This window comes from Novosphingobium sp. HII-3 (assembly GCF_002916655.1).
Lineage (GTDB): Bacteria > Pseudomonadota > Alphaproteobacteria > Sphingomonadales > Sphingomonadaceae > Novosphingobium > Novosphingobium panipatense.
Map to the genome: position 1 here is coordinate 472,166 of NZ_PPSM01000014.1, position 16,732 is coordinate 488,897.

Genomic DNA, 16,732 nt, shown 5'->3' on the forward strand with positions numbered 1-16,732 from the left:
GTGGCGGGTTTTGGAAAGAATGGACCTTCCAAGGCGCAGCATCGAGCGGCAGAAAAGTCCCAGCCTCGGCCATAACCGGACTGACCGCTCGTAGGCATGAGTCTTTTCCAATTGAGCGGCTTGGACGGGCGCAAAGCCGCCCCTTCCGCTCTCCCTTGACCCCAAACCCTCAATCCCCTAAAGGCGCGCATCCCTTGCGGGCGTGCTCGCGGTGGATACTAAAGAGCTGAACATTGCCGTTTCAGCGCGTTTCTCCGGCTTTTCCGCGGCTTTCAGGCACGGCGGGCCAGTGATCTCGGACGGTTTTCCTTGCCCGAATCGGGTGAGGGGGCATCCGGCGGGCGGGCGGCAAAGTAATCCGGCAGCGCTTCTTGGCGACCGGGTGGAGTGTTTTTCGGCTCACGGGTGCGGCCTCCTTTCGTGAAGAAGGAGGCAGGGCAGCCACCGGCGGTCCGTCCTTTTCCTGGATGGCGGTTTCGGGGCTTCCTCAGCCGCAAGGCCCCGTGATCGACTACTCTTCTCCCGAACATCGCTGCAGCAGCCCTCCCGGCCCGGTGATCCTGCCGGGGTGCGACGGGTCGACGCCGATGCGTCGGTTTCGATCCATCGCACTCCCATTTGAAAGAAGAGTATAGATGCCCACTATCAACCAGCTGGTCCGCAAGGGCCGCGAGCCGCAGAAGGCCAAGTCCAAGGTCCCGGCCATGGAGCAGAACCCGCAGAAGCGCGGCGTCTGCACCCGCGTGTACACCACGACCCCGAAGAAGCCGAACTCGGCTCTCCGCAAGGTCGCCAAGGTGCGCCTGACGAACCAGCGCGAAGTCATCTCGTACATCCCGGGTGAAGGCCACAACCTGCAGGAGCACTCGGTCGTGCTCATCCGCGGCGGCCGCGTTCGCGACCTTCCGGGCGTTCGCTACCACATCCTGCGCGGCGTGCTCGACACGCAGGGCGTCAAGGATCGCAAGCAGAGCCGCTCGAAGTACGGCGCCAAGCGTCCGAAGTAAGCTGGTGGCGGGCCGGGGGTGCTGACCCTTCACGGCTCGCACGGTGATGGAATTACCGGCCGGTGACGCTCACGCTCCCGCCCGAAAGAACAAGGAATACAAGCGATGTCACGTCGTCGTCGTCCCGAGAAGCGGGAAATCCTGCCTGATCCCAAGTTCGGTGATCTGGTCCTGTCGAAGTTCATGAACAACCTCATGCTCGACGGCAAGAAGTCGGTCGCGGAATCGATCGTCTATGGCGCCATGACCACCATGGAAACCCGCGCCAAGGCCGATCCGGTCCAGCTGTTCCACGATGCCCTGAACAACGTGAAGCCGCAGATCGAAGTGCGTTCGCGCCGCGTCGGCGGTGCGACCTACCAGGTCCCCGTCGAAGTGCGCCCCGAGCGCGCCCAGGCCCTCGCCATCCGCTGGCTCATCACCGCCGCGCGCAACCGTCCCGAGACCACCATGGCGGCGCGTCTCTCGGGCGAACTGCTCGATGCGGCCAACAACCGCGGCAACGCCGTGAAGAAGCGCGAAGACACGCACCGCATGGCGGACGCGAACCGCGCCTTCTCGCACTACCGCTGGTAATGTGGGTGGTGATGCCCGGGTGGAAGGTCATCCGGGCGTCACACTTTTATTTCAGGGGGCAAGGTCTTATCTGAAGGCCGCTCTCGCTCCCGAAACCCTCGCTAAGGACTCATCCCATGGCACGCAGCCATCCGCTCGACCGCTACCGCAACTTCGGTATCATGGCGCACATCGACGCCGGCAAGACCACCACGACCGAGCGTATCCTCTACTACACCGGCAAGTCCTACAAGATCGGCGAAGTCCATGACGGCGCTGCTACCATGGACTGGATGGAGCAGGAGCAGGAGCGCGGCATCACCATCACGTCGGCCGCAACGACGTGCTTCTGGAACGACCACCGCCTCAACATCATCGACACCCCCGGACACGTCGACTTCACCATCGAAGTGGAGCGCTCGCTGCGCGTCCTCGACGGTGCCGTGGCCGCGTTCGACGGCGTCGCAGGCGTCGAACCGCAGTCGGAAACCGTGTGGCGCCAGGCCGACAAGTACGGCGTGCCCCGCATGTGCTACATCAACAAGCTCGACCGCACCGGCGCGAACTTCTACTACTGCGTCCAGACGATCATCGACCGTCTCGGCGCCGTTCCGGCTGTCCTCTACCTGCCCATCGGTGCAGAGTCCGAATTCGTCGGCCTCGTCGACCTGATCAACGAGCGCGGCATCGTCTGGAAGGACGAGAGCCTCGGCGCTGAATTCCAGTACGTCGACATTCCGGAAGACATGAAGGAAAAGGCTGCCGAGTACCGCGAAAAGCTCATCGAGCTGGCGGTCGAGCAGGACGACGCCGTGATGGAAGCCTACCTCGAAGGCACCATCCCCACGGCCGACGAACTGAAGGCGCTGATCCGCAAGGGCACGCTCGCTCAGGCGTTCGTTCCGGTCCTGTGCGGTTCGTCGTTCAAGAACAAGGGCGTGCAGACGCTCCTCGACGCGGTCGTGGACTTCATGCCGTCGCCGCTCGACATCGCCGACGTCCAGGGCGTGAACCCCGACACGGACGAGCCCGACACCCGCAAGACCGCTGACGACGCACCGTTCAGCGCCCTTGCGTTCAAGGTCATGAACGACCCGTTCGTGGGCTCGCTCACCTTCATTCGCATCTACTCGGGTACGCTCTCGAAGGGCAGCTACCTGAACTCGGTGAAGAACAAGAAGGAAAAGGTCGGCCGCATCCTCGAGATGCATGCCAACGAGCGCAAGGACATCGAAGAAGCCTTTGCGGGCGACATCGTTGCTCTGGCGGGCATGAAGGAAACGACGACGGGCGACACGCTTTGCGTCGAGAAGACCCCGATCATCCTCGAGCGCATGGAATTCCCCGAGCCGGTCATCGAGCTGTCGGTGGAACCGAAGACCAAGGCCGACCAGGAGAAGATGGGCGTCGCGCTCAACCGTCTCTCGGCCGAGGATCCTTCGTTCCGCGTCAGCACCGACCACGAGTCGGGCCAGACCATCATCAAGGGGATGGGCGAACTTCACCTGGACATCATCGTCGACCGTATGCGTCGCGAGTTCAAGGTCGAAGCGAACGTCGGTGCGCCGCAGGTGGCTTACCGCGAGTACCTCGGCAAGCCGGTCGACATCGACTACACCCACAAGAAGCAGTCGGGTGGTACGGGTCAGTTCGGCCGCGTGAAGGTCAAGGTCACGCCGGGCGAGCGCGGTGCGGGCATCACCTTCAAGGACGAAGTCAAGGGCGGTAACATTCCGAAGGAATACATCCCCGCCATTGAGAAGGGCATGCGTGAAACCGCCGCCTCGGGCTCGCTGGTCGGCTTCCCGATCATCGACTTCGACATCGTCCTCTACGACGGTGCGTACCACGACGTCGACTCGTCCGCTCTGGCGTTCGAAATCGCCGGCCGCGGTGCGATGCGCGAAGTCGCTCAGAAGGCTGGCATCAAGCTGCTCGAGCCGATCATGAAGGTCGAAGTCGTGACCCCGGAAGAGTACCTGGGCGACGTCATCGGCGACATGAACAGCCGTCGCGGCCAGATCCAGGGCACCGACAGCCGCGGCAACGCCCAGGTCGTCGAAGCCATGGTGCCGCTGGCGAACATGTTCGGTTACGTGAACCAGCTCCGCTCGTTCACGCAGGGCCGCGCAAACTACTCGATGATCTTCTCCCACTATGATGAGGTTCCGGCGAACGTCGCGGCCGAAGTCAAGGAGAAGCTTGCCTGAGGGCAAGAAAGGTTTTAGGGGCGGCGCCTGATTCCATGGGAGCCGCTCCGATACCCGCGGATTCAAATTCAAGACGAAAGAAGGTTTGAAAATGGCCAAGGCAAAATTCGAGCGGAACAAGCCGCACTGCAACATCGGCACCATCGGTCACGTTGACCACGGCAAGACCACGCTGACCGCCGCCATCACCAAGGTGATGTCGGAAACGTTCGGTGGTGAAGCGGTTGACTTCGCAAACATCGACAAGGCTCCCGAAGAGCGCGAGCGCGGCATCACGATCTCGACCGCACACGTCGAATACGAGACCGACGCTCGCCACTACGCGCACGTCGACTGCCCGGGTCACGCCGACTACGTGAAGAACATGATCACCGGTGCTGCCCAGATGGACGGCGCGATCCTGGTTGTGAACGCTGCTGACGGCCCGATGCCGCAGACCCGCGAGCACATCCTGCTCGCACGTCAGGTCGGCGTTCCGGCTCTCGTCGTGTTCATGAACAAGGTTGACCAGGTCGACGACGAAGAGCTTCTCGAGCTCGTCGAACTCGAAGTTCGCGAACTGCTGTCGTCGTACGACTTCCCGGGCGACGATATTCCGATCATCAAGGGTTCGGCTCTGGCCGCTCTTGAAGGTCGTGACGACAACATCGGCAAGGAAAAGATCCTTGAGCTGATGAAGGCCGTTGACGAGTTCATCCCGCAGCCGCCGCGCCCGACCGACAAGCCCTTCCTGATGCCCGTCGAAGACGTGTTCTCGATCTCGGGCCGTGGTACGGTTGTGACCGGCCGCGTCGAAACCGGCATCATCAAGGTTGGCGAGGAAGTCGAAGTCATCGGCATCCGCGACACCCAGAAGACCACCGTCACCGGCGTCGAAATGTTCCGCAAGCTGCTCGATCAGGGTGAAGCCGGCGACAACATCGGTGCACTGGTTCGTGGCCTGAAGCGTGAAGACGTCGAGCGTGGCCAGGTTCTGGCGAAGCCCGGCACCGTGACCCCGCACACCGAGTTCTCGGCCGAGGTCTACGTTCTGTCGAAGGAAGAAGGCGGCCGTCACACCCCGTTCTTCGCGAACTACCGTCCGCAGTTCTACTTCCGCACCACCGACGTGACCGGCGAAGTGATCCTCCCCGAGGGCACCGAGATGGTCATGCCGGGCGACAACGTTGCCCTGTCGGTCAAGCTCATCGCTCCGATCGCCATGGACGAAGGTCTGCGCTTCGCAATCCGCGAAGGCGGCCGCACCGTTGGTTCGGGCGTTGTCAGCGCGATCACGAAGTAATTCGCTGATCTCAGGCTGAAGTGATTGGCCCGGCCTTCCGTTTGGAAGGGCGGGCTTTTCGCGTAAAAAGGGTAGGGGCGACGATTCCCGGAAAACTAGGGGTTGATCGACTCGCCGCGCCGTTGTAGGGGCGCGGCTCGAATTTGACGGGACTTCGGTCCTATGGCTCTTTCTCATCGGTAGTAGGTAATGGAAGCTCAGAACATCCGTATCCGCCTGAAGGCGTTTGACCATCGCGTGCTCGACCAGGCCACTGGCGAGATCGCTGACACGGCCCGCCGCACCGGCGCTCTGATTCGTGGCCCCATTCCGCTGCCGACCAAGATCGAGAAGTTCACGGTGAACCGTGGTCCGCACATCGACAAGAAGTCGCGTGAGCAGTTCGAAGTCCGCACGTACAAGCGCCTGCTTGACATCGTGCAGCCGAATGCTGCCACTGTCGATGCTCTGATGAAGCTGGACCTGGCTGCTGGCGTGAACGTCGAGATCAAGCTCGCTTGAGCTGGTTTACCGGGGCAGTCGCACGATTGCCCCGATGGTCCTTTCCGGTCGGACCCTAACTAGACCGAGGATTATCTTGTCGGCTCGATGACGCCGGCTTTGCGGGGAGAAACCCGCAGAGACAGAGCCCTGAGGGAAAAGCCCGAAGGGACACAAGGGATACCTCCGGCAACGCCTTCGGGCCTTGTTCGGGAATGCGTCCCCCGTCTCGTTTCCGCGAGGCCTTCAAAGGCCTTGCAGGGAACACCTGACCCGGACGGGGTGCGTATCACACATAGGGTTGGACATGCGTGCGAGGGATGGTCCTGCGTACGCCTCTGTAAGGAGTAAGGTCATGCGTACCGGCGTGATCGCAAAGAAAGTCGGGATGACCCGCCTGTTCCAGGAGGACGGCCGCCACGTGCCCGTCACCGTCCTGGCGCTGGAGGATTGCCAGGTCGTCTCTGTCCGCACCGAAGAGCGCGATGGTTATGTCGCGGTTCAGCTCGGTGCCGGCGAAGCCAAGCAGAAGAACGTTGCGAAGCCGCAGCGTGAGCACTTCGCGAAGGCTCAGGTTCCCCTCAAGATGCGCGTCGCGGAATTCCGCGTCGCCGACGACGCTCTCCTCGAAGTTGGCGCGACGATTGCGGCTTCGCACTTCGTCCCCGGCCAGCTCGTCGATGTGGGTGGCCACACGCAGGGCAAGGGCTTCCAGGGCGCTATGAAGCGCTGGGGCTTCGGCGGTATGCGCGCCACTCACGGTGTGTCGATCTCGCACCGTGCGCACGGTTCGACGGGTAACCGTCAGGATCCGGGCAAGGTGTTCAAGAACAAGAAGATGGCCGGCCACATGGGCGACCGTCAGCGCACTCAGCAGAACCTCGAAATCGTCCGAGTGGACGACGAGCGCGGCCTGATCTTCGTCAAGGGCTCTGTCCCCGGTGCGAAGAACTCGTGGCTCACCGTTTCGGACGCCGTCAAGGTGAACCGTCACGCCGAGGCTCCGTACCCCGCCGGCATCAAGTCGGTGGCCAACACCAATGATACGGCCGCTGCCGAGACGCCCGCTGAGACCGCGGCTCCCGAAGCGACCGAAGGCCAGGAGGGCTAATCATGAAGGTTCAGGTCCTCAATATCGATGGCTCCGCCGGCACTGGCGACATCGAGCTTTCGGACGACGTGTTCGGCCTCGAGCCGCGCGCGGACATCCTGCACCGCGTCGTCACCTGGCAGCTCGAGAACCGTCGCGGCATCGCCCGTGCGACCCGCGAGCGTTCGGACGTCGCGCGCACCGGCAAGAAGTTCGGTCGTCAGAAGGGTGGCGGCACGGCCCGTCACGGCGACCGTGCGGCTCCCGTGTTCATCGGCGGTGGTAAGGCTCACGGTGCTCGTCGCCGCGAGTTCAACATCTCGCTGAACAAGAAGATTCGTGCGCTTGGCCTGAAGATGGCCCTGTCGTCGAAGGCACAGAACGGCCTCGTCATCGTCGACACCCTCGACGTAGCCGACGCCAAGACCAAGGCGCTCGCCGGTCAGCTTGCGAAGGCTGGCTTCGGCAAGAAGGTGCTCGTTGTTGATGGTGAGCAGGTCAACGAGGGCTTCGCCCGCGCTGCCCGCAACATCGTCGGCGTGAACGTGCTCCCGGCTGTCGGCGCGAACGTCTACGACATCCTGAAGCATGATACGCTGGTGCTGACGCGCGCCGCGGTCGAGAAGCTGGAGGCGCGTTTCAATGGCTAAGACCGTGGATATCCGTCACTACGACGTGATTCTCGCTCCGCACATCACCGAGAAGTCGACCCTCCTTTCGGAGAACAATGCGGTCGTCTTCAAGGTTGCCGACAAGGCGACCAAGCCCGAGATCAAGGCTGCCGTCGAGGCACTCTTCGATGTCAAGGTAACCGGCGTGAACACGCTCGTGACCAAGGGCAAGACCAAGCGCTGGCGCGGTAAGGCTTACCGCCGCAGCGACGTGAAGAAGGCGATCGTCACGCTGGCGGAAGGCCAGTCGATTGACATCACCGAAGGCGCGCGGGGTTAATTTCCGATGGCACTCAAGAACTACAACCCGACCAGCCCCGCTCGCCGCGGCCTGGTCCTCGTCGACAAGTCGTCGCTCTGGAAGGGCAAGCCCCTCAAGGCGCTGACCGAAGGCAAGAGCAAGACCGGCGGCCGCAACAACAAGGGTCACGTGACCTCGCGCGGCATCGCGGGCGGTCACAAGCAGAAGTACCGCTTCATCGACTTCAAGCGTCGCAAGTGGGACATGGAAGCCACCGTCGAGCGGATCGAGTATGACCCGAACCGCACGGCCTTCATCGCGCTGGTGAAGTACACCGACGGTGAACAGGCTTACATCATCGCTCCGCAGCGTCTGGCTGTTGGCGACGTGGTCGTCGCTGGCGAAAAGACCGACGTGAAGCCGGGCAACGCCATGCTTCTGTCGCAGATGCCGGTCGGCACGATCTGCCACAACGTCGAGATGAAGCCTGAAAAGGGCGGTCAGATCGCCCGTTCGGCCGGTACGTACGTCCAGGTCGTCGGTCGTGACCGCGGCATGGTCATCGTTCGCCTGAACTCGGGTGAGCAGCGCTACCTGCGTGGTGACTGCATGGGTACGGTTGGCGCGGTCTCGAACCCCGACAACTCGAACCAGACCCTCGCCAAGGCCGGTCGTGGCCGCTGGCTGGGTCGTCGCCCGCTGACTCGTGGTGTCGCCAAGAACCCGGTCGACCACCCGCACGGTGGTGGTGAAGGCCGCACCTCGGGTGGCCGTCATCCGGTCACGCCGTGGGGCAAGCCGACCAAGGGCGCCCGCACTCGCAACAACAAGCAGACGGACAAGCTCATCATCCGTTCGCGTCACGCCAAGAAGAAGAGGTAAGTCACGATGGCACGTTCCGTCTGGAAAGGCCCCTTCGTCGACCTCTACCTTCTCAAGAAGGCCGAAGTCGCGCAGGATGCCGGCAGCCGCGCTGGTCCGATCAAGACCTGGTCGCGTCGCTCCACCATTCTCCCGCAGTTCGTTGGTCTGACCTTCCAGGTCTACAACGGGCACAAGTTCATCCCCGTTGCTGTCAACGAGGACATGGTCGGTCACAAGCTCGGTGAGTTCGCGCCCACCCGCTCGTTCCCTGGCCACGCCGCCGACAAGAAGGGCAAGCGCAAGTGAGCAAGCCAGCAGCACCCCGTCGCGTAGGTGACAAGGAAGCTCTCGCGGTCAACACGAACATTCGTGGTTCGGCTCAGAAGCTCAACCTGGTCGCTGCCCTGATCCGCGGCATGCGCGCCGAAGACGCCATGAACGTCCTGGCCTTCTCCAAGAAGGCCATGGCGGTCGATGCCCGCAAGGTTCTCGCTTCGGCGATCGCCAACGCGGAAAACAACCACAACCTCGACGTCGACGCTCTCGTCGTCGCCGAGGCGTCGGTCGGCAAGTCGGTGACCATGAAGCGTTTCCACGCTCGTGGCCGCGGCAAGTCCACCCGCATCCTCAAGCCGTTTTCGCGCCTGCGGATCGTCGTTCGCGAAGTCGAGGAGGCCTGATCCATGGGTCATAAGAGCAATCCGATCGGTCTGCGTCTGCAGATCAACCGTACCTGGGACAGCCGCTGGTTCGCGGAAGGCCGGGACTACGGCAAGCTGCTTGAGGAAGACCTCAAGATCCGCAAGTTCATCATCGAGACGGTGCCGCAGGCAGCGATCTCGAAGGTGGTGATCGAGCGTCCGGCCAAGCTGTGCCGCATCTCGATCTTCGCGGCTCGTCCGGGCGTCATCATCGGCAAGAAGGGCGCGGACATCGAAAAGCTGCGCAAGCAGCTTTCGGCCATGACCTCGAGCGAAGTGAAGCTGAACATCGTCGAGATCCGCAAGCCGGAAGTCGATGCGAAGCTCATCGCACAGGGTATCGCTGACCAGCTGATCCGCCGCGTGGCGTTCCGCCGTGCGATGAAGCGCGCCATGCAGTCCGCCATGCGTCTGGGTGCCGAAGGCATCAAGATCATGTGCGGCGGCCGTCTTGGCGGTGCGGAAATCGCCCGTGTCGAGCAGTACCGCGAAGGCCGCGTGCCGCTTCACACCCTGCGTGCGAACATCGACTATGCCGACGCCGAGGCGCTAACCGCCTATGGCATCATCGGCATCAAGGTCTGGGTCTTCAAGGGTGAGATCCTGGGCCATGACCCGACGGCGCAAGACCGACTGATGGTGGAGGCTCAGACCTCCGGCGTCCGTCCGGCCCGCTGATCCCAGGATTAGAGAAGCACCATGCTGCAACCCAAAAAGACCAAGTTCCGCAAGGCCTTCAAGGGCCGGATCAAGGGTGACGCCAAGGGCGGCACCGATCTGAACTTCGGCTCGTACGGCCTCAAGGCCCTCGAGCCGGAGCGGGTTACCGCCCGTCAGATCGAAGCTGCACGCCGCGCAATCACCCGTCACATCAAGCGCCAGGGCCGTCTCTGGATCCGCGTTTTCCCCGACGTGCCGGTTTCGAAGAAGCCTGCTGAAGTCCGTCAGGGTAAGGGCAAGGGTTCGGTTGAATACTGGGCAGCTCGCGTGAAGCCGGGCCGCATCCTGTTCGAGCTGGACGGCGTTGCCGGCCCGCTCGCAGCCGAAGCCTTCAGCCGCGCTGCGATGAAGCTGCCGATCAAGACCAAGGTCGTTGCTCGCCTCGGCGACACCTCGCACCTTGGCGGCGAGTAAGGAAGTCCATCATGGCTAACAAGATCGAAGACCTTCGCGCCAAGACCGACGACCAGCTCACCGCTGATCTCGTCGAGCTGAAGCGCGAGCAGTTCAACCTGCGTTTCCAGGCCGCCACGAGCCAGCTCGAGGCCCCGGCGCGCATCAAGGAAGTCCGTCGCGACATCGCCCGCATCAAGACGCTCCAGGCTGAGCGTTCGGCAGCGGCGAAGGCGTAAGGAGAAACAACGATGCCCAAGCGTATTCTGACCGGTACCGTCGTTTCCGACAAGACGGACAAGACCGTGACCGTGCTCGTTGAGCGCAAGGTGAAGCACCCGCTCTACGGGAAGATCATCCGCCGCTCGAAGAAGTACCACGCTCACGATGAGGACAACGCCTTCAAGACCGGCGAGCGCGTCCGGATCGAGGAGACGGCTCCTTACTCGAAGACCAAGACCTGGAAGGTTCTTGACCGTCTTCAGGCGAGCAAGGGTACGGCACTCGAGGCCGAGGTTTGATCCTCCGCTGAGATCGAAGCCGGGGACTTCAGTTCCCGGCTTTGGCCTTGCCTGACACGAGTGTTGACCTGTGCGGATGAATGCGGCAAAGCGCCGCCTTCGCCCCCGCAGGGCGACTCGGGCCTCTTCGGGGGCCTGTATTTTTAGGAACTGCCGGACTGGTTCCGGCAAGCCAGATGAGAAGGACTCGGATCGATGATCCAGATGCAATCCAATCTCGACGTGGCGGACAACAGCGGCGCAAAGCGCGTCCAGTGCATCAAGGTACTGGGTGGCTCCAAGCGTCGCTTCGCAGGCGTCGGCGACATCATCGTGGTGTCGATCAAGGAGGCGCAGCCCCGCGCTCGCGTCAAGAAGGGCGACGTGCACCGCGCCGTTATCGTGCGCACCCGCAAGGACGTGCGTCGTACCGATGGTAGCGTGATCCGTTTCGACAGCAACGCTGCCGTGCTGATCAACAAGAACGAGGAGCCGATCGGCACCCGTATCTTCGGCCCCGTGGTGCGCGAACTGCGCGGCCGTGGCTTCATGAAGATCATCTCGCTCGCTCCGGAGGTGCTGTAATGGCTGCCGCGAAGATCAAGAAGGGTGACTCGGTCGTCGTCCTGTCCGGCAAGGACAAGGGTCGCACCGGCACGGTTCTGCAGGTCCTGCCGAAGGACGGCAAGGTCGTTGTCGAAGGCGTGAACGTCGCCACCAAGCACCGCAAGCCCACCCAGCAGAACCCGCTGGGTGGCATCGACCGCACGCCGGCTGCGATGCCGATCTGCAAGGTCGCCGTGGCGGACAAGGACGGCAAGCCGACCCGCGTTCGCTTCGAAACCAAGGACGGCGTCAAGGTCCGCGTGGCCGTGAAGTCCGGGGAGACCATCGATGGCTGACAAGTACACCCCCCGTCTGCGTTCGAAGTACGATGCGGAAATCGTCAAGGCGATGACCGAGAAGTTCGGCTACAAGAACGCGATGGAAGTGCCGAAGATCGAGAAGATCACCCTTAACATGGGTGTGGGCGAAGCGAGCCAGGACAAGAAGAAGGTCCAGACCGCTGCAGCCGAGATGGAAGCCATCGCCGGTCAGAAGCCCGTCATCACCAAGGCTCGCAAGTCGATTGCGCAGTTCAAGCTGCGTGAAGGCATGCCGATCGGCTGCAAGGTGACGCTCCGCCGCGAGCGCATGTACGAGTTCCTCGATCGCCTCGTGACGATCGCGATGCCCCGCATCCGCGACTTCCGTGGCCTGAACCCGAAGTCGTTCGACGGCCGTGGCAACTACGCCATGGGCCTGAAGGAGCAGATCATCTTCCCGGAGATCAGCTACGACAAGATCGACAAGGTGCGTGGCATGGACATCATCGTGACCACCACCGCGAAGACCGACGACGAGGCGCGTGAGCTGCTGCGTCTGTTCGGTTTCCCGTTCCCGGCTGAAGAGTCGGAACAGAAGGAAGCGGCGTGAGCCGCTGAGGAAGAGAGCTTAAGTCCATGGCGAAACTGAGTTCCGTGAACAAGAACGAGCGTCGCAAGAAGCTCGTCAAGAAGTATGCAGGCAAGTACGAGCGCCTCAAGGCGGTCGCTGCTGATGAATCGCTCGATGAAACCGAGCGCCTCATTGCTCGCCTGAAGCTGGCCGAGATCCCGCGCAACGGCAACCCGACCCGGGTTCGCAACCGTTGCGCCACGACCGGCCGTCCGCGCGGTTATTACCGCAAGTTCGGCCTGTGCCGCGTCGAGCTGCGTGATCTTGCCAACAAGGGCATGATCCCCGGCGTGACCAAGTCGAGCTGGTAAGGGTTAGAAGCAATGGCATTGACCGATCCCCTGGGTGATATGCTCACCCGCATCCGCAACGGCCAGCAGGCGAAGAAGGATTCTGTTCTTTCGCCGGCCTCGAAGCTGCGTGCGCGCGTCCTGGAAGTGCTTCAGCGGGAGGGCTACATCCGTGGCTACTCCGACGAAGCGACCGGCGCTCACCCGCAGCTTCGCATCGAGCTGAAGTACTTTGAGGGCGAACCTGCCATCAAGCACATTGCTCGCGTCTCCAAGCCGGGCCGCCGCGTCTATTCGGGTTCCAAGGAACTTCCGATCGTGCGCAACGGTCTTGGCATCACCATCGTCTCGACCCCGCGCGGCGTGCTCTCGGATGCCGAAGCCCGCACGCAGAACGTCGGCGGCGAAGTGCTGGCGGAGGTGTTCTAATGAGCCGCATCGGTAAGAAGCCGGTGGCCGTTCCTAGCGGCGTCACCGCCAACATCGACAACGGCGTTCTGTCGGTAAAGGGCCCGAAGGGCACGCTTACCCTCAGCCTGTCGGACCAGGTCACCTACGCGGTGGAAGATGGTTCGATCGCCGTGCAGCCCGTCAACCAGTCGAAGCAGGCCCGCAGCCACTGGGGCATGCAGCGCACTCTGGTTTCGAACCTGATCGAAGGCGTGACGAACGGCTTCACCAAGGTCCTCGAGATCAAGGGCGTCGGCTACCGTGCGAACTCGCAGGGCAAGACCCTGAAGCTTCAGCTCGGCTACTCGCACGACGTTGACATCGCAGTGCCGGAAGGCATCGAGATCAAGACCCCGGATAACACCACGGTCGAAATTTCGGGCATCGACAAGCAGAAGGTCGGCCAGATCGCGGCCGAGATTCGTCGCTGGCGCAAGCCTGAGCCCTACAAGGGCAAGGGTATCGCTTATCGTGGCGAGTACATCTTCCGCAAGGAAGGGAAGAAGAAGTAATGGCAAAGCTGTCTCTCTTCGATCGCCGCGCGCGCCGCGTACGCACCGCGCTCAAGGCCCGTTCGGGTGGTCGTCCCCGTCTGTCGGTGCACCGCACCGGCCGTCATATCTATGCGCAGATCATCGACGATGCGCAGGGCCACACCGTTGCCGCAGCCAACACGCTTGGCGCCAAGGGCACCGACCTCGACGCCGCGACCCGCGTTGGCAAGGAACTCGCCGAGGCCGCCAAGAAGGCGGGCATTACCTCGGTCGTGTTCGACCGCGGCGGCTTCCTGTACCACGGTCGCGTCAAGGCGCTGGCCGAAGCCGCCCGTGAAGGCGGGCTGGAGTTCTGATCATGGCCGACGAAAACATCACCGAACAGCCGATCGCGGCTGAGCACCCGCAGGGTGGCGTTCCTCACGAAGGTCGCGAAGGCGGCGGTCGTGGTCGTGGCGGCCGTGGCCGTGGCGGCAACGACCGAGGCGATCGTGGTGGCCGTGGCCGCCGCGACGACCGTCGCGGCCGTGGCAACAACGAGGAAGAACAGGGCGAGGAGCTCATCGAGAAGCTCGTCCACATCAACCGCGTGTCGAAGACGGTCAAGGGCGGTAAGCGCTTCGGCTTCGCAGCTCTGGTCGTCGTGGGTGACGGCAAGGGCCGGGTAGGCTTCGGTCACTCCAAGGCACGCGAAGTGCCGGAAGCGATCACCAAGGCGACCGCTTCGGCCAAGAAGAAGATGATCCGCGTCGCGCTGAAGGAGGGTCGTACTCTCCATCACGACGGCAAGGGCCACTTCGGTGCGGGCCGCGTGAACGTGCGTACGGCTCCTTCGGGTACCGGCATCATCGCCGGCGGTCCGATGCGCGCCGTGTTCGAGAGCCTGGGCGTCGCTGACGTTGTCACCAAGTCGGTCGGCACTTCGAACCCCTACAACATGATCCGCGCCACCTTCGACGCGCTGACCAACCAGACTTCGCCGAAGTCGGTTGCCCAGCGTCGTGGCAAGAAGGTCGCAGACCTGCTGGGTCGCGGTGGCGCCAGCGAAGCGGAGGCTGAAGCCGCCGCCGAAGCGATCGCGGAGTAACAGGCATGGCGAAGATCAAGATCAAGCAGATCGGTTCGCCGATCCGTCGTCCCGAGAGCCAGAAGAAGATCCTGATCGGTCTTGGCCTCGGCAAGATGCACCGCGTCGTGGAGCTGGAAGATACCGCCGAAGTGCGCGGTGCCATTGCCAAGCTCCCCCACATGGTCGCTATCGTCGACTGAGCATCACGGGCCTTGCCCGCGAAGTTTGAAAGGCCCCGGTGGAAACGCCGGGGCCTTTTGTCGTATGCGGGCGGGGGCGGCTACAGGAAAGGCCTTCCAACAGGGCACGGCTGTGCTATTCGCGCCGGCATGATGGGCGCATGACGGCGCCGTTTTTCCATTCGGGGACTAGTCTTGATCGGCAGGCGGCTTTGTGCAGCTTCTCTTCTGTCTCTCGGAGTGCTGGGGGTGGTTGGCTGCTCGCAGAAGGCTCCTGAGACGAACCTGACAGTGGAGGGGGCGGCGGTCAGCCAGTGCGGCGATCGCCGCGCGGATACGGGCTTTCTTGCAGCGCTGCGCAAAAGCGACAAGTCGCTGCGCCGCAAGCTCGCGCTTGGGGATGCCAACGCCGTGGCCGAGGCGCATAAGGCGCTGGACAGGGGCGACTACCGCCTGATCGCGGCGACGACACCCTCTGGCATCTCGACCGAAGCGTACGGTGTACAGTGCCGGGTGCTCGGCGGGCTCTCGCCGTGGTCGGTACGGGCGGTGGCTTTCGTCCCGGACGGCAAGATCGACGAGGGTCAGATGAAGCCCGACGACACAGTGACGGGCTTCGGGCGGCGGTACAACGCGGCCGTCCTGGCGGATCCGCGGTATCCCTACGGTGACGTGTGCCGGGCCGTGGACAAGGCCGGACCCGCACCGAGCCTTCCGGAGAGCCCGGATGCGGGGGTCGAGCAGCCGTTCGGGTTCGCGGAACTCGGCGTCGCCCGGATGGAGCACGGCTTGGGAGCAGCAGCCCGCCGGGGGTCCATCCGTGACATCGCGGTGCTGCTGAAGCGGGATCCGGCAGCGCTGGATCGTCCGGACCTCTTCGGCCTCACGCCTCTTGCCTGGGCCGTCGCTTACCACCGATGGCCCGCTGCGCAGGCCCTGCTGCGCGCGAAGGCAAGCCCGACGGGCGGCACCTGTCAGACGACGATCGACCGCCAGTCCCCGTTGCAGATCGCCCGCATCATGCGGTGGTACGGCGTCATTCGCGCGATGCGGCCACTGGTGACCGAGGAAGAGTTCGCGAGCCTTCGCCAAAAACCGCGCTGGGACGATGCCAGCCTGATCGAGTTCAATCATGCGCTGACGGAGCTGAAGGAGCGTTACCGCACGGTTCTTCGCGGACAGCGATTCAGCCGTCATGACCTGAACTTCCAAGTCGACGAAAAGGGCAACACACTGGAGTGCGTGATGGAACCCGCCTCGGGTTCACCTGCGTTCGACAGGGAACTGTGCGGCTTGGCCGTAGAGATCGTGCGTTGGGCTCCGGCACGCGACGCCTTCGGTACCCGGGTGCCGGAAACCGCGAAGCTGCTTGTCGGCTTCGGCGGGGGCAACTGACGGTGGCCGACAGATCGAGGGCCCCTTCTGCCATGCGGTAGGGCAGAGCGCAGGAGTACGGTTTGGGGCGTGACAATCGGCGGCGCGTCCTCTAAGGGCGCCACTTCCTATCAGCGCGACTCAAAGCGAAAGCGAGTGCAAGACATGAAACTGAATGACATCCGTGACAACGCTGGCGCCCGTCACCGCCGCATCCGCGTAGGCCGTGGTATCGGCTCGGGCAAGGGCAAGACTGCCGGCCGCGGTCAGAAGGGCGCGAAGGCGCGTTCGGGCGTGTCCATCAACGGCTTCGAAGGCGGTCAGATGCCGCTTCACATGCGTCTGCCGAAGCGTGGCTTCTCGAACAAGAAGTTCGCCAAGGACTACGCAGAAGTGAACTTGGGCCTCGTCCAGAAGGCGATCGACGCCGGCAAGCTCGACGTCGCTGGCGTCGTCGATCACGCGGCGCTGAAGGCAGCCGGCCTTGCGCGTGGCGGCAAGCACGGCGTGCGCCTTCTCGCCAAGGGTGAGCTGACTTCCAAGGTGACCTTCAACGTTGCCGGCGCATCTGCCGGCGCGGTGGCCGCCGTCGAGAAGGTCGGTGGCTCCGTGATCGTTCCCGCCAAGGAAGAGGCTGCGGCCTAAGTTCCGGGGTACGGAGAGCA

26 protein-coding genes are annotated in these 16,732 nt (G+C 63.2%); all 26 read left to right on the forward strand.

The window, feature by feature from the left end:
• The first annotated feature begins 635 nt into the window (after positions 1-635).
• The 26 genes from rpsL (at position 636) to rplO (ending at position 16,712) form a co-directional block, all read left to right on the forward strand.
• A complete protein-coding gene (rpsL, locus tag C2R25_RS06025) occupies positions 636-1,007 on the forward strand; it encodes a 30S ribosomal protein S12 (RefSeq protein WP_103728300.1) in 372 nt (123 codons plus the stop codon).
• Positions 1,008-1,112: 105 nt separating this feature from the next.
• Entirely contained in the window at positions 1,113-1,583 is a 471-nt protein-coding gene (rpsG, locus tag C2R25_RS06030; RefSeq protein WP_103099192.1) for a 30S ribosomal protein S7, read from the forward strand.
• 116 nt (positions 1,584-1,699) lie between these two features.
• Positions 1,700-3,772, forward strand: a complete 2,073-nt coding sequence (gene fusA / locus C2R25_RS06035; RefSeq protein WP_103728301.1) for an elongation factor G — start codon at positions 1,700-1,702, stop codon at positions 3,770-3,772.
• Between the two features lie 91 nt (positions 3,773-3,863).
• Positions 3,864-5,054, forward strand: a complete 1,191-nt coding sequence (gene tuf, locus C2R25_RS06040; RefSeq protein WP_103728302.1) for an elongation factor Tu — start codon at positions 3,864-3,866, stop codon at positions 5,052-5,054.
• 189 nt (positions 5,055-5,243) lie between these two features.
• The gene (rpsJ, locus tag C2R25_RS06045) at positions 5,244-5,555 is read left to right on the forward strand and encodes a 30S ribosomal protein S10 (RefSeq protein ID WP_007011873.1); all 312 of its coding nucleotides are present in this window, start codon (positions 5,244-5,246) and stop codon (positions 5,553-5,555) included.
• Positions 5,556-5,889: 334 nt separating this feature from the next.
• On the forward strand, positions 5,890-6,645 hold the full coding sequence (gene rplC / locus C2R25_RS06050; protein WP_103728303.1) for a 50S ribosomal protein L3: 756 nt from the start codon (positions 5,890-5,892) through the stop codon (positions 6,643-6,645).
• 2 nt (positions 6,646-6,647) lie between these two features.
• Positions 6,648-7,274: a 50S ribosomal protein L4 gene (gene rplD / locus C2R25_RS06055; protein ID WP_103728304.1), complete on the forward strand. Its 627-nt coding sequence runs from the start codon at positions 6,648-6,650 to the stop codon at positions 7,272-7,274.
• Positions 7,267-7,575, forward strand: coding sequence for a 50S ribosomal protein L23 (locus tag C2R25_RS06060; RefSeq protein ID WP_103728305.1), 309 nt, complete (start codon positions 7,267-7,269; stop codon positions 7,573-7,575). Before rplD ends, C2R25_RS06060 begins: the two co-directional genes overlap by 8 nt.
• 6 nt (positions 7,576-7,581) lie before the next feature.
• Entirely contained in the window at positions 7,582-8,418 is an 837-nt protein-coding gene (gene rplB / locus C2R25_RS06065; protein WP_103728306.1) for a 50S ribosomal protein L2, read from the forward strand.
• A gap of 6 nt (positions 8,419-8,424) precedes the next feature.
• Entirely contained in the window at positions 8,425-8,706 is a 282-nt protein-coding gene (gene rpsS / locus C2R25_RS06070) for a 30S ribosomal protein S19 (protein WP_008828234.1), read from the forward strand.
• Positions 8,703-9,080 (forward strand): 50S ribosomal protein L22, encoded by a 378-nt coding sequence (rplV, locus tag C2R25_RS06075; protein WP_103099200.1) that lies wholly within the window; start codon positions 8,703-8,705, stop codon positions 9,078-9,080. The genes rpsS and rplV overlap by 4 nt, the downstream gene beginning before the upstream one ends.
• A gap of 3 nt (positions 9,081-9,083) precedes the next feature.
• Positions 9,084-9,779: a 30S ribosomal protein S3 gene (rpsC, locus tag C2R25_RS06080; protein ID WP_103728307.1), complete on the forward strand. Its 696-nt coding sequence runs from the start codon at positions 9,084-9,086 to the stop codon at positions 9,777-9,779.
• A 21-nt stretch (positions 9,780-9,800) separates the two neighbouring features.
• The gene (rplP, locus tag C2R25_RS06085; RefSeq protein WP_103728308.1) at positions 9,801-10,235 is read left to right on the forward strand and encodes a 50S ribosomal protein L16; all 435 of its coding nucleotides are present in this window, start codon (positions 9,801-9,803) and stop codon (positions 10,233-10,235) included.
• 11 nt (positions 10,236-10,246) lie between these two features.
• A complete protein-coding gene (gene rpmC, locus C2R25_RS06090; RefSeq protein WP_103728309.1) occupies positions 10,247-10,453 on the forward strand; it encodes a 50S ribosomal protein L29 in 207 nt (68 codons plus the stop codon).
• Positions 10,454-10,465: 12 nt separating this feature from the next.
• Positions 10,466-10,735, forward strand: coding sequence for a 30S ribosomal protein S17 (gene rpsQ, locus C2R25_RS06095; RefSeq protein WP_103728310.1), 270 nt, complete (start codon positions 10,466-10,468; stop codon positions 10,733-10,735).
• A 195-nt stretch (positions 10,736-10,930) separates the two neighbouring features.
• Entirely contained in the window at positions 10,931-11,299 is a 369-nt protein-coding gene (gene rplN, locus C2R25_RS06100; protein WP_008828228.1) for a 50S ribosomal protein L14, read from the forward strand.
• Positions 11,299-11,616 (forward strand): 50S ribosomal protein L24, encoded by a 318-nt coding sequence (gene rplX / locus C2R25_RS06105; RefSeq protein WP_103728311.1) that lies wholly within the window; start codon positions 11,299-11,301, stop codon positions 11,614-11,616. The genes rplN and rplX overlap by 1 nt, the downstream gene beginning before the upstream one ends.
• A complete protein-coding gene (gene rplE / locus C2R25_RS06110) occupies positions 11,609-12,190 on the forward strand; it encodes a 50S ribosomal protein L5 (protein WP_103728312.1) in 582 nt (193 codons plus the stop codon). Before rplX ends, rplE begins: the two co-directional genes overlap by 8 nt.
• Positions 12,191-12,216: 26 nt before the next feature.
• Positions 12,217-12,522, forward strand: a complete 306-nt coding sequence (rpsN, locus tag C2R25_RS06115; RefSeq protein ID WP_086490047.1) for a 30S ribosomal protein S14 — start codon at positions 12,217-12,219, stop codon at positions 12,520-12,522.
• 12 nt (positions 12,523-12,534) lie between these two features.
• On the forward strand, positions 12,535-12,930 hold the full coding sequence (gene rpsH / locus C2R25_RS06120) for a 30S ribosomal protein S8 (RefSeq protein ID WP_103728313.1): 396 nt from the start codon (positions 12,535-12,537) through the stop codon (positions 12,928-12,930).
• The gene (rplF, locus tag C2R25_RS06125) at positions 12,930-13,463 is read left to right on the forward strand and encodes a 50S ribosomal protein L6 (RefSeq protein ID WP_103728314.1); all 534 of its coding nucleotides are present in this window, start codon (positions 12,930-12,932) and stop codon (positions 13,461-13,463) included. The genes rpsH and rplF overlap by 1 nt, the downstream gene beginning before the upstream one ends.
• Positions 13,463-13,801 (forward strand): 50S ribosomal protein L18, encoded by a 339-nt coding sequence (gene rplR, locus C2R25_RS06130; protein ID WP_103728315.1) that lies wholly within the window; start codon positions 13,463-13,465, stop codon positions 13,799-13,801. Before rplF ends, rplR begins: the two co-directional genes overlap by 1 nt.
• Before the next feature lie 2 nt (positions 13,802-13,803).
• Positions 13,804-14,532, forward strand: a complete 729-nt coding sequence (gene rpsE / locus C2R25_RS06135; RefSeq protein WP_103728316.1) for a 30S ribosomal protein S5 — start codon at positions 13,804-13,806, stop codon at positions 14,530-14,532.
• 5 nt (positions 14,533-14,537) lie between these two features.
• A complete protein-coding gene (gene rpmD, locus C2R25_RS06140; RefSeq protein ID WP_103099210.1) occupies positions 14,538-14,714 on the forward strand; it encodes a 50S ribosomal protein L30 in 177 nt (58 codons plus the stop codon).
• Between the two features lie 228 nt (positions 14,715-14,942).
• Complete coding sequence (locus C2R25_RS06145) at positions 14,943-16,088, forward strand: ankyrin repeat domain-containing protein (protein ID WP_233203780.1); 1,146 nt, start codon at positions 14,943-14,945, stop codon at positions 16,086-16,088.
• Positions 16,089-16,232: 144 nt separating this feature from the next.
• Positions 16,233-16,712, forward strand: a complete 480-nt coding sequence (gene rplO / locus C2R25_RS06150; RefSeq protein ID WP_103728318.1) for a 50S ribosomal protein L15 — start codon at positions 16,233-16,235, stop codon at positions 16,710-16,712.
• The last annotated feature ends 20 nt before the right edge of the window (positions 16,713-16,732 follow it).